The following is a 12,595-nucleotide window of genomic DNA, read 5'->3' on the forward strand; positions in this document are numbered from 1 at the left end:
GGGGGGGGCGGGTAGTCCGTGTAGCCCGTCGCCCCGCCCACGTACATCAGGTGCGCGTCCCGGACCTGGTTCACCGGGGCGCCCGTGCGCATGCGCCGGACCAGGTCGGGGTTGGCCAGGAACGGGCGGCCGAGCGCGATCACATCGGAGCAGTCGCTTCCGGAGCCCGATCGGGCTCCGGAAGCAGCCCGTGCTCCGCTACTGCGGCAGCACCGGCAGCAGCTCCGGCAGGTGGCCGTCCGACGCCGTCGCCACCGTGACGCGCTCCTCCGGGACCTCGCCGTACAGCGTCGTACGCGGCTTCGCCGGCCGGCCCGCGAGGTCCGCGATGGCGACGAGGTCCTGGATCGAGCGGTACGAGCCGTAACTCGACCCCGCCATACGGGAGATGGTCTCCTCCATCAGGGTCCCGCCGAGGTCGTTGGCGCCCGAGCGGAGCATCTCCGCCGCGCCTTCCGCACCGAGCTTCACCCAGCTGGTCTGGATGTTGGTGATGTGCGGGTGGAGCAGAAGGCGGGCCATCGCGGTGACGGCCCGGTTGTCGCGGTCCGTGGGCCCGGGGCGGGCGATGCCCGCGAGGTAGACCGGGGCGTTGGTGTGGATGAAGGGCAGGGTGACGAACTCCGTGAAGCCCCCGGTCTCCTGCTGGAGGCGGGCCAGCGTCCTGAAGTGGCCGAGCCAGTGGCGGGGCTGGTCGACGTGGCCGTACATCATCGTGGACGAGGAGCGCAGACCCGTCTCGTGCGCCGCCCTGATGACCTCCAGCCAGTCGGCGGTCGGCAGCTTCCCCTTGGTGAGGATCCAGCGGACCTCGTCGTCGAGGATCTCCGCGGCGGTGCCGGGGATCGAGTCGAGCCCGGCGTCCTTGGCAGCCGTCAGCCAGTCGCGGACGGACATGCCGGTGCGGGACGCGCCGTTGACGACCTCCATCGGCGAGAAGGCGTGGACGTGTATGCCGGGGACGCGTTCCTTCACCGCACGGGCGATGTCGAAGTACGCCGTGCCGGGCAGGTCCGGGTGGATGCCGCCCTGCATGCAGACCTCGACCGCGCCGACGTCCCAGGCCTGCGCGGCACGGTCGGCGACCTGGTCCAGGGAGAGGGTGTAGGCGTCGGCGTCCGTACGCCGCTGGGCGAAGGCGCAGAAACGGCAGCCGGTGTAGCAGACGTTGGTGAAGTTGATGTTCCTGGTGACGATGTAGGTGACGTCGTCACCGACCACGTCGCGGCGCAGGGTGTCCGCGATCCCGCACAGCTCGTCCAGCGCCGGTCCGTCCGCGTGGAGCAGGGCGAGGGCCTGGTCGTCGGTGAGCTTCGTGGGGTCGTCGGCGGCCTGGCCCAGGGCCTGGCGTACGTCGGTGTCGATGCGGGAGGGGACCATGCCGGGGGCGGCGGCCTCGCGCAGTGCCTCCCAGTCGCCGTACACCGCGTCGAAGTCGTCGCGGCGGTCACCGGTGCGGCCCTCGGTGTCGATGGTGCGGTGCAGGTCGGTGCGGCCGGAGGCGCTGAAGCCCTCGTCGGGCTCCTGCCAGGGCAGCCCGGCCGGGATCGCGCCCTCCTTGGCGAGGCCCGTCTCCGGATCGGCGAGCGCCCGCACGTGCGGCAGGAGACGGGGATCGAGCCAGGGCTCGCCGCGCTGGATGAACTCCGGGTAGATGGTGAGGCGTTCACGCAGCTCGAAACCGGACTCCGCGGTCCTGGCCGCCAGTTCATCGATGTGCGGCCAGGGGCGCTCGGGGTTCACGTGGTCGGGGGTGAGGGGCGACACGCCGCCCCAGTCGTCGATGCCCGCGCCGATCAGCAGGGCGTACTCGGCGTCGGCGAGGTTCGGCGGGGCCTGGATGCGGGCCGAGGGGCCGAGGATGTGGCGGGCGACGGCGATGGCTGCGGCCAGCTCCTCCAGTTCGGCGTCCGGCATCCCGCGCATCGCGGTGTCCGGCTTGGCGCGGAAGTTCTGGACGATGACTTCCTGGATGCCGTGATAGGCGCGGGCGGTCCTGCGCAGCTCGAAGAGGGAGTCGGCGCGCTCCTCGTACGACTCGCCGATGCCGATCAGGATGCCGGTGGTGAACGGCACGTTGGACCGGCCGGCGTCCTCCAGCACCCGCAGCCGGACGGCCGGTTCCTTGTCCGGCGACCCGTGGTGCGGGCCGCCCTTCGTGGACCACAGCCGGGTCGCCGTCGTCTCCAGCATCATGCCCATGGACGGGGCGACGGGCTTCAGCCGCTGGAGGTCCGTCCACGTCAGCACGCCGGGGTTGAGGTGCGGCAGCAGCCCCGTCTCCTCCAGCACCCGGACCGCCATGGCCCGCACATACGCCAGGGTGTCGTCATAGCCCTCCGCCTCCAGCCACTCCCGCGCCTCGGGCCAGCGGTCCTCGGGCCGGTCGCCGAGCGTGAACAGGGCTTCCTTGCAGCCCATTCCGGCGCCCTTGCGCGCGATGTCGAGCACCTCGTCCGGCGACAGGAACATTCCGTGACCGGCCTTGCGGAGCTTCCCGGGCACGGTGACGAAGGTGCAGTAGTGACAGGTGTCACGGCAGAGCCGGGTCAGCGGGATGAAGACCTTGCGGGAGTACGTGATCACCCCCGGCCGGCCCGCGGCCTCCAGCCCCGCGTCCCGCACGCGGGCGGCGGAGGCGGCCAGATCGGTCAGATCGTCCCCCCGCGCCTGGAGCAGGACGGCGGCCTCGGCCACATCGAGGGCGACACCGTCGCGCGCCCGCCGCAGGGCACGCCGCATGGCGTTGGTCGTGGGGCGCTGAGCATCGGTCATGGACCCGAGCATACGAGCGCGGCACTCCGTCCGGACCAGGGCCTCCGCCCGGCCCGGCCGACGGTGGGGACCGCTTCTCAGGACGAGGTACGCGCGCGGCCGGACCCGGGGCAGCGTTGACGCATCAGGTCACCTGGGGTGAGCACGCCATCGGCCAGGCGGCCCGATTCCTCAAGGACGATCCCGACGGTCTGCGTCTGCTCGTGGACGCCGACGGCCTCCTTGGCGACCACCCTCGCCCGGAGGGGTCCGCAGCACACGGGGCTCCCACTCCTCGCCGTGTGCACGGGGGCCGCTACCGGGCGATGTATGAGATCACGGACGCAGCGGTGACGGTGATCGTGATCCCCGCGGGGCGGACCGGCCGACCGCCCACCGCTCCGGCCACCGCCGCACCGCCCGGTTCTCCCGCGGGACGGGCCGGGCTCTCCCCCAGGAGTGAAGGGCCCGGCCCCTTCGTGCGCCCCCGCCCCTCCCGGCAGACGCGGGCCGGCGTACGTCCGTGAGCCACGCGGCAGTCACCGCCAGGGCTCCGGTCCCCGGACGGCGAACAGCCCCCGCCCGGCGTGTGCCGGGCGGGGGCTGTCGCGTCTCCGGGGTCCGGACTACTTCCCCAGGACCGCCTTCATCACGTTGCGCGCGATCGGGGCGCCCAGGCCGCCACCCGAGATGTCGGAGCGGGAGATGTCCATCGCCGTCGGGTCGATGAAGACCGCCACCGCGACCGCCCGGCCGTCGGGGTTCTTGCCGTACGAGACGAACCAGCCGTACGGCACCTCCTTGGTGACGTCGTTGCCCCGCTGCGCCGTACCCGTCTTGCCGCCCACGGTCACCCCGTCGATCAGCGCCTTCTGCGCGCTGCCCTCCTTGGCGGTGAACTCCATCATCTCCTGGACCTTCTTGGCCGTCTCCTCGGAGACCGCCTCGCTCTTCACCTTCGGGCTGTGCTCCTCGATGGTGGTCAGGTCCGGTCCCTGCAGCTTGTCGACGATGTACGGCTGCATCATCTTGCCGTTGTTGGCGAGGGCCGCCGTGACCATGGCCATCTGCATCGGGGTGCTGGTGAGGCTGCCCTGGCCCATGCCGGTGAGGGCGGTTCCCGGCTTGTCGAGCTCCTCCGGGTAGAGGCTCTTCGTGGCGAGCATGTCGCCGAACTCCTCGTCGTAGACGTCGGCGTTGAAGCCGAACTTCTCCGCCGTCTCCCGCATCTTGTCGACGCCCAGCTCGGCCGCGGCGTCGAGGAAGACGTTGTTGCAGGAGTACTGCATGGCCGTCTTCAGCGACGCCTTGTTGCAGACCTTGTCGCCCGCCTCGCTGCCGATCTTGTTCGAGGAGAGCGGCAGCGGATACGGCGAGACGGCGTCGGTCGGGGCGTTGACGTCCGTGATGACGCCGTGCTCCAGCGCGGCCGTCGCGGTGAGGATCTTGAAGGTGGAGCCGGGCGGGAAGGTCTCGCGCAGCGCACGGTTGGCGAGCGGCTTGCCCTTGTCGTCGACCAGCGCCTGGAACTTGTCGCCCTCCTTGAAGGAGTTGCCGGCGAAGACCGAGGGGTCGTACGAGGGTGTCGAGACCAGGGCGAGGACCTTGCCGGTCGCCGGGTCGAGGGCGACGACGGCCCCCCGTGCGTCGAGGTCGGTCAGGCCCTTGTAGGCGGCCGCCTGGGCCTTGGGGTCGATGGTCGTGACGACGTCGCCGCCCCGCCGGGGCTCACCGGTGAGGATGTCCTTGGCGTGCCGGAAGGCGAACCGCTCGTCCTCGCCGCTGAGGATGCTGTCGTACGTGTTCTCCAGGAGGGACATGCCCTGCGCCTGGGAGGCGTAACCGGTGACGGGGGCGTACATCGGGCCCTGCTTGAACGTGCGCTGGTACTTGAAGTCGGTCCCCTCGACCGCCTTCGACCCCGTGATCGCCTTGCCGCCCACGATGATGTCGCCGCGCGGGGTCGCGAACTGGGTGATCTTGACCCGGCGGTTGTGTTCGTGGGTGGCGAGCTCCTGACTCGTGGCGTACTGGAGCCAGTTCGCCCGTATCAGCAGGGCCAGCATCAGCAGCCCACAGAAGATGGCTATGTGCCGCAACGGCCTGTTCATCCTGCTCCCGTTCCCAGGCAGCCGGGCACACACGCACACGGGCCGCACCATCGATGTCCGGAGGTGATAGATGCGATTTTAGCGTTCATGGTTCCCCCGCAGGATCACGCCGGGGACACACCGGAACATTTCCGGCCACAGGCTTGTCACAGGTACGCCGCATACGCGTCCAGCGCGCGCAGCACCTCACCCTCCCCGGCCGGGGGCAGCTGGAGGACGACCTCCTCGACACCCAGATCCGCGTAGTGCGCCAGCTTCCCCGGAGAGGGCTGGACCGCGTAGGGCACCACCTGGAGCTGCTTCGGGTCGCGGCCCGCCTCCTCCCAGGCCGTACGCAGCTTCGGCACGGACTCCGGCAGGCCGCGCCCGCCGATCGGCAGCCATCCGTCTGCGTCCCGGGCGATCTGCGCGAACAGCTTCGGACCGGCCGCCCCGCCGATCAGGGTGCGCGGGCCGTTCACCGGTCCGCGCGGCGGCTGTACCGGCTTCGGGTAGGCATGGCTCGCCCGCACCGACCCGAACTCGCCCTCGTACGCCGTCGGTTCGTCCGCCCACAGGGCCCGCATCAGCGCCAGCCGGTCACTGCCGAGGGCGCGCCGGGTCGACCATTCCACCCCGTGGTCCGCGGCCTCCTCCACATTCCAGCCGAAGCCGATCCCGAGCGTGAAGCGGCCGCCGGAGAGGTGGTCGAGCGTGGCGGCCTGCTTCGCCAGGCCGATGGGGTCGTGCTGGGCGATCAGCGTGATCCCGGTACCGAGGGACAGCCGTTCGGTGACGGCGGCGGCCTGCCCCAGGGCGACGAAGGGGTCGAGCGTGCGTCCGTACTCGGCCGGCAGCTCGCCGCCCGCCGGATGCGGGCTCTCCCGGCTCACCGGGATGTGGGTGTGCTCGGGCAGGTACAGCCCGGCGAATCCCCGCTGCTCCAGCTCGCGCGCGAGCCGGACCGGCGTGATCGTCTCGTCGGTGAGGAAGATCATTGTGGCGATCCGCATGAGAGGCACCTCCGTCGTCGTCCGTGACGGCTCCAAGGTATGCGGTCGAGCGGCCGCAGAGGCCCGCTCCGCAGGGGCAGTCGCTCCGTTCCGGCCGCGACTCCCGCCACGACGGTCACCCGCCGCGCCCCGCCCCGCCCCGCCGCACCTCGCCCCGTCCCCGCCGCGCCCCGGCGGGAACGAGGTACCCGGCGGGTACCGGCGCGCCGGCCGGACCGCTCAGTCGTTCACCACGAAGGCCGGGGTCTCCTTCGTCAGCACCTCGCCGCGGAAGAACGCCGGGCTGCGGCGCCGCATGGCCTCCATCAGCACCACGCCGAGCAGCAGCAGCCCGACACCGATGACGAAGACGGAGCCGACGCCGAGGACGGACGACCCGGAGCCGTACGCCGGGTCCCACATGTCGTAGAGGGTCTTGCCGAAGACCGCTGTGAGCAGGATGCCGCCGACGAGGGGGAACAGGCCCTTGAAGACGAGGTCACGGGCGGACCGGGTGAGCTCGGCACGGAAGTACCAGACACAGGCGAAGGCGGTCAGTGCGTAGTAGAAGCAGATCATCAGGCCGAGCGCGTAGATCGTGTCGACGAGGACGTGCTCGCTGACCAGCGTCATCACGGTGTAGAAGACGCCGGTCGCGACACCCGCCACGACGGTCGCCCGTCCCGGGGTCCGGAAGCGCGGGTGGACCTTGGCGTACGACGCGGGCAGCGCCTCGTAGGCCGACATCGCCAGGACCGTGCGCGCCACCGGGATGAACGTGGTCTGCAGGCTCGCGGCGGCCGAGGCCAGCACCGCCAGGAAGAGCAGGATGCCGAGGCCGGGGCCCATGACCGGGCCGGCGAGGGCGGCGAAGACGTTGTCGGAGGTGTCGGGGTTGGCGAGGCCGAGCCCGGAGTCACCGGAGCCGACGGCCATCTGGGCGGCGATGCCGGTGGCCAGGTAGGAACCGACCAGGACGACCATCGCGATGAGCGCCGCGCGGCCCGGGGTGCTCTCGGCTCCGGTGGTCTCCTCGTTGGCGGTGAGACAGGCGTCCCAGCCCCAGAACATGAAGATCGAGAGGGAGAGGCCGGCGGTGAAGGCGGCGAAGGACTGGACGGCGAACGGGTTCAGCCAGGACCAGGAGAATTCCACCGACGTCGCGGCGAAGTCGCCGCTGCCCGCCTTCTGCACCGCCATCGCCACGAACACGGCGAGGACGACGAGTTGCAGGCCGACCAGCGTGTACTGGACGCCCTTCGTGGCTGTCATCCCCCGGTAGCTGATCGCCGTCGCCACCGCGATGAGCAGGAGACAGGTGAGGATGTGGACGGTCTTGTCGTCGTCCAGGGCGGCGACCGCGTCGCTGCCCGACACCTCGCCGGCCAGCAGCCAGAAGTAGGAGGTGGCGACGCCTGCGAGGTTGGACAGGACGATGATCGTGGCGATCACCAGTCCCCAGCCGCACATCCACCCCAGGCGCGGTCCGAAGGCCTTGACCGTCCAGGTGAACGAGGTGCCGCAGTCCGGCACGGCCTTGTTGAGCTCGCGGTACGCGAAGGCGACCAGCAGCATCGGGAGGAACCCCGCCAGGAACACGGCGGGCATCTGCACACCGACCTCACCGGCGGTGGAGCCGAGGGTGGAGGTCAGGCAGTACACGGGGGCGACGGTGGAAACGCCGATGACGGCACTGCCCATCAGGCCGACGGAATTCCCGCCGAGACCCTTCTCGCGTACGCCGCCGTCGGCCGGGGCGCTTCCCCGTACCGTGTCTCCGGCCTGGGGCCGCGTGTCCAGCTCAGTCATGGAGAGGACGTTATGCCCTGCGATTTCCACATCCGGAGGGTGAGACTCCGCTGTCTCACCCTTGACTCGCCCCAGTCGAACCGCACTTGAGCCGTTGCATCAAAGGCACCCATCCAGAGAGGCCTTGCATTCAACGACCCGAGGCGACATGGAGAGACGTACGGGAACCGCACCCCTGTCCGTTTTGCGGGGATTCAAAATTTTCCCGTCCGTCCGCCTGCCGGACATCTCCCGAAGCCGCCTTCGCACTACGGCCTGCGGTACAGCTCCTCGATCTCGGCGTCGAAGTCCCTCATGATCGCGTCGCGCTTGAGTTTCAGCGAGGGGGTGAGCTGCCCCTTCTCCTCGGTGAAGTCCTGGGGGAGCACGGTGAACTTGCGGATCGACTCGGCGCGCGAGACGAGCCGGTTGGCCTCGTCGACCGCGCGCTGCAGCGCGGCGAGCAGCTCCTCGTCCCGGACGAGCTCGCGCAGGGGGACGCCTTCCTTCTTCCGCATCCGGCGCCAGTGGGCCAGGCCGTCCGGCTCCAGGGTGATCAGGGCGCTGATGAACGGCCGGTTGTCCCCCACCACCATGCACTGGCTGACCAGCGGGTGGGCGCGCAGCCAGTCCTCCAGCGGGGCGGGGGTGACGTTCTTGCCGCCGGACGTGATGATGATGTCCTTCTTGCGGCCGGTGATCGTGAGGTAGCCGTCGTCGTCCAGGGCTCCCAGGTCGCCCGTCGGGAACCAGTTGTCCTCCATGTACGGCGTGGCCTCGCCGCGCTCGGTGTCCCAGTAGCCCTGGAAGACCTGACCGCCGCTGAGCAGGACCTCGCCGTCGTCCGCGATCCGTACGGCGGTGCCCGGCAGCGGCCAGCCCACCGTGCCGAGACGGGGCTTGAGGGGCGGGGTGACCGTGGCGGCGGCGGTGGTCTCGGTCAGGCCGTAGCCCTCGAAGATCTGCATGCCCGCTCCCGCGTAGAAGGCGGCAAGCCGGTGCCCCAGCGGGGAGCCGCCGCAGATCGCGTACCGGACGTGGCCGCCCAGCGCCGCCCGGATACGCCGGTAGACCAGCGGGTCGTAGAGGGCGCGCGCGGCCCGGAGCCCGATGCCGGGGCCGGGGCCCGTGCCGTGTTCCGCCGCCTCGACCGCCTCGCCGTAGCGCCGCGCGATACGGGCCGCACGGTCGAAGGAGGAGGCGCGGCCCATCTTCTCGGCGGTGGCCCGGCCGGTGTTGTAGACCTTCTCCAGGACGTAGGGGATGGCCAGCAGGAACGACGGCTTGAAGCCGGCCAGGTCCGCGAGCAGGTCGTCGGTCGCGATGGACGGCGCGTGCCCGAGCCGGACCCTGGCGCGCAGGCAGCCGATCGCCACCATCCGGCCGAAGACATGGGAGAGGGGCAGGAACAGCAGAGTGGACGCGGGGTACTTCGACACGGACTTGAAGACCGGGTGGAGCAGCTCGATGGCGTTGTCGACCTCGGCGAAGAAGTTCCCGTGGGTCAGGACGCAGCCCTTGGGCCGGCCCGTGGTGCCCGAGGTGTAGATGAGGGTGGCGGGACTGTCCGGTTCCAGGACGCCACGACGGGCGGCGACCGCCGCGTCGGGCACGTCCTTGCCGAGGGTCTTCAGCCGGCCTGTCGCCCCCGTGTCGAACTGCCAGAGGTGGGTGAGGTCCCCGAGCTGCTGCCGCTCCTGGCTGACCAGCCGCCCCTGTTCCGTCGTCTCCACCGCGCAGGCGACCGCCCCGGAGTCCTGGAGGATCCAGCGCGTCTGGAAGGCCGACGAGGTGGGGTAGACGGGCACGGTGACCAGCCCGGCGGCCCAGGACGCGAAGTCGAGCAGCGTCCACTCGTAGGTCGTGCGGGCCATGATCGCGATCCGGTCGCCGCTCTGGAGGCCCTCCGCTATCAGGCCCTTGGCGACGGCCTGCACCTCCGCGGCGAATTCGGCGGCGGTCACGTCCCGCCAGCTGCCGTCGGCCTGCTTGCGGCTGAGGACCGCCTCGGACGGAGCCTCCCTGGCGTTGTCGAAGGGGATCTCGGCGAGCGAGCCGCGTCGCACGGCCGGTGCGAGAGGCGGCACGGAGACTTCCCGTACGGTGCCGTCCGACCCCCTGACCTTGGTCGGCTCGACCAGGGCGGGAACGGCGGTTGCGGCGGCGGGGGCGGGCGTGGACACGAGCGGCTCCTCGACATGGGGTCCGGCGCCGGGCCCGTCCGTGGGGCCGGCGCCGGGGCGGCTGCTGGGTGCGCGGGGTCGTTCACGTACGGATCGGGCGGCCGGAGGGGTCCGGGCCGCGGTCAGGGGCGTTCCAGGATGGCGGTGACCCCCTGGCCGCCCGCGGCGCAGACCGAGATCAGGCCCCGGCCCGGCGCGTCCCGCTCCGCGAGGAGCGCGGCCAGGGTCGCCACGATCCGGGCGCCCGTCGCGGCGAAGGGGTGGCCGGTGGCGAGGGACGATCCGACCACATTCAGCTTGTCCCTGTCGACGGGGGCGAGCCCCTGCTCCTCCCAGGCGGCCAGGGTGGCGAGCACCTGGGAGGCGAACGCCTCGTGGATCTCGAAGAGGTCGAAGTCCCCGACGGTCAGTCCGGCCCGCTCCAGCAGGCGCGGGACGGCGTACGCGGGCGCCATCAGCAGCCCGTCCTCGCCGTTCACGTGGTCCACGGCGGCCGTCTCGTACAGCGACAGGTACGCCAGCGGTTCCAGGCCGTGCGCCTCGGCCCACTCCTCGCTCGCCAGCAGCACGGTGGCCGCGCCGTCGGTGAGCGGGGTGGAATTGCCCGCGGTCATCGTCGCGCCGGGGTGACCGGCGCCGAACACCGGCTTCAGCGTGGCCAGTTTCTCCACGGTGGACCCGGGGCGCAGATTCTGGTCGCGGTCCAGTCCGAGGTACGGGACGACCAGGCCGTCCAGGAAGCCGCGTTCGTACGCCGCGGCGAGCCGCTGGTGGCTGGTGGCGGCCAGCAGGTCCTGGTCCTCGCGGCTCACCCCCCACTTCCGGGCGGTGACCGCCGCGTGTTCGCCCATCGACAGGCCGGTGCGGGGCTCGGCGTTGCGCGGGATGTCCGGGACGAGGTGGCCGGGGCGGACCGCGGCGAGTGCCTTGATCCTGGCCCCCGCCGTCCTGGCGCGGCGCGCCTCCAGCAGGATCCGGCGCAGCCGGTCGTTGACGCCGAGGGGCGCGTCGCTCGTGGTGTCCGCGCCGCCCGCGACCGCCGAGTCGACGGCGCCGAGCGCGATCTTGTTGGCCGCGGCGATCACGGCCTGCAGACCGGTGCCGCACGCCTGCTGGATGTCGTACGCGGGTGTGCGCGGGTCCAGGGCCGAGCCCAGGACGGTCTCGCGGGCCAGGTTGAAGTCCCGGCTGTGCTTGAGGACCGCCCCGGCCACGAACTCGCCGACCTGCTGCCCCCGCAGGCCGAAGCGCTCGACGAGCCCGTCCAGCGCGGCGGTCAGCATGTCCTGGTTCGACGCCTGCGCGTACGGGCCGTCGGAGCGGGCGAACGGGATGCGACTGCCACCGATGACCGCGACCCGGCGCGGCTGCGGAAGTGCGAGGGGAATCAACTCGACCAACTCATCTCGACAACTCCTGACCCTTGAGTAACCTTACTCTGGAGTAAATCTACGACCGAGCAGGAGTCCAGACAATGGCCGACCGCTATCTGCACTTCACCGGCACCGCTCCCGGCCGATTCCTGACCCGCAGGCTCGGCCTGCCGCAGCCCGCCCCGCTGCGTCGCTGGACACTGGAAACCCCGTCCCTCGACGGGCCGTTGCTCCACCTCACCGCAGGCAGCTCCGCCCACCCGGACACGCTCGGTCCGGTGCTCGCCACGACCGGCCTGAAGGTCACCGGCCAGGCCGGACGCCCGGCCGCCGTCGTCCTGGACGCCACCGGCGTCACCACCGCCGCCGGGCTCGCCGGCGTGCACGCCGCCCTCCACCCCGTCGTACGGTCGCTGGCCGGAGGCGGCCGCGTCGTCGTCCTCGGCACCACGCCGTCCCCCGAGGACCACCACCAGGCGGCGGCCCAGCAGGCCCTCGAAGGATTCGTACGCTCGCTCGGCAAGGAGATCGGCCGGGGCGCCACAGCGCAGTTGCTGCGGCTCGCACCCGGGGCGGGCCCGGCCTCGGCCGAATCCACGCTCCGCTTCCTGCTGTCCCCCCGCTCCGCCTACGTCAGCGGCCAGGTCATCGAACTCACCGCCGACGCCCCCGGTGAGGTGGCCGACTGGGCGGCGCCGCTGACCGGGCGCACCGCGGTGGTCACCGGCGCGGCACGCGGCATCGGCGCGTCCGTCGCCTCCGTCCTCGCCAGGGACGGCGCCCAGGTGATCTGCCTGGACGTCCCGCAGGCGCGGGAACAGCTCGTCCGCACCGCCGACCGCCTCGGCGCCACCGCCCTGCCGCTGGACATCACCGCCCCCGACGCCGCCGGGCTCATAGCCGCGGCCGTCCCGGACGGCCTGGACATCCTCGTCCACAACGCGGGCATCACCCGGGACCGCCGGCTCGCCAACATGCCCGCCGACCGCTGGACCTCGGTCATCGACGTCAACCTGGACAGCGTCCTGCGCACCACGGACGCCCTCGTCGGCTCGGGCACCCTTCGCCGCGGCGGCCGGATCGTCGCCACCGCGTCCATCGCCGGGATCGCGGGCAACAACGGCCAGACCAACTACGCGGCGAGCAAGGCGGGCATCATCGGCCTGGTCCGCTCACTGGCTCCGCGCGCCGCCGCCGAGCACGGCATCACGGTCAATGCCGTCGCACCCGGCTTCATCGAGACGAAGATGACGGCCGCCGTGCCCCTCGTCATCCGGGAGGCCGGGCGCCGGATGAACTCCCTGTCCCAGGGCGGCCTCCCCGTCGACGTCGCCGAGACCACCGCCTGGTTCGCCCAGCCCGCGTCCGGCGCGGTCAACGGCCAGGTCGTGCGGGTCTGCGGCCAGAGCCTGCTG

At 71.7% G+C, this 12,595-nt stretch carries 8 protein-coding genes and 1 pseudogene; 2 read left to right on the forward strand and 7 right to left on the reverse strand.

Annotation, left to right across the window (positions count from 1 at the left end; all coding sequences use genetic code 11):
• Both VN520_RS22000 and VN520_RS22005 read right to left on the reverse strand, forming a co-directional pair.
• Positions 1 to 149 (reverse strand): annotated as a pseudogene (locus VN520_RS22000) (alkene reductase); the annotation flags it as partial.
• 49 nt (positions 150 to 198) lie between these two features.
• Positions 199 to 2,775: a bifunctional FO biosynthesis protein CofGH gene (locus tag VN520_RS22005; RefSeq protein WP_325748657.1), complete on the reverse strand. Its 2,577-nt coding sequence runs from the start codon at positions 2,773 to 2,775 to the stop codon at positions 199 to 201.
• 116 nt (positions 2,776 to 2,891) lie between these two features.
• Between VN520_RS22005 and VN520_RS22010 the strand changes: the two genes are divergently transcribed.
• Positions 2,892 to 3,281, forward strand: a complete 390-nt coding sequence (locus tag VN520_RS22010; RefSeq protein ID WP_325748658.1) for a hypothetical protein — start codon at positions 2,892 to 2,894, stop codon at positions 3,279 to 3,281.
• A gap of 99 nt (positions 3,282 to 3,380) precedes the next feature.
• Here the strand turns inward: VN520_RS22010 and VN520_RS22015 are convergent, their stop codons facing one another.
• The 5 genes from VN520_RS22015 to VN520_RS22035 form a co-directional block, all read right to left on the reverse strand.
• Positions 3,381 to 4,865: a peptidoglycan D,D-transpeptidase FtsI family protein gene (locus tag VN520_RS22015; RefSeq protein ID WP_325748659.1), complete on the reverse strand. Its 1,485-nt coding sequence runs from the start codon at positions 4,863 to 4,865 to the stop codon at positions 3,381 to 3,383.
• A gap of 146 nt (positions 4,866 to 5,011) precedes the next feature.
• On the reverse strand, positions 5,012 to 5,857 hold the full coding sequence (locus VN520_RS22020; RefSeq protein ID WP_325748660.1) for an LLM class F420-dependent oxidoreductase: 846 nt from the start codon (positions 5,855 to 5,857) through the stop codon (positions 5,012 to 5,014).
• A gap of 219 nt (positions 5,858 to 6,076) precedes the next feature.
• Positions 6,077 to 7,645 (reverse strand): APC family permease, encoded by a 1,569-nt coding sequence (locus VN520_RS22025; protein ID WP_325748661.1) that lies wholly within the window; start codon positions 7,643 to 7,645, stop codon positions 6,077 to 6,079.
• Positions 7,646 to 7,893: 248 nt separating this feature from the next.
• A complete protein-coding gene (locus VN520_RS22030; RefSeq protein WP_325748662.1) occupies positions 7,894 to 9,807 on the reverse strand; it encodes an AMP-dependent synthetase/ligase in 1,914 nt (637 codons plus the stop codon).
• A gap of 122 nt (positions 9,808 to 9,929) precedes the next feature.
• Positions 9,930 to 11,207 carry an acetyl-CoA C-acetyltransferase gene (locus VN520_RS22035; RefSeq protein ID WP_325748663.1) on the reverse strand — a complete coding sequence of 426 codons (1,278 nt, stop codon included), beginning with the start codon at positions 11,205 to 11,207 and terminating at the stop codon, positions 9,930 to 9,932.
• Positions 11,208 to 11,281: 74 nt separating this feature from the next.
• Here VN520_RS22035 and VN520_RS22040 point away from each other — a divergent pair.
• On the forward strand, positions 11,282 to 12,595 hold a 1,314-nt coding region (locus VN520_RS22040), incomplete at its 3' end, for a 3-oxoacyl-ACP reductase (protein WP_325748664.1).

It is taken from the genome of Streptomyces sp., assembly GCF_035563135.1.
Classification (GTDB): Bacteria; Actinomycetota; Actinomycetes; order Streptomycetales; family Streptomycetaceae; genus Streptomyces.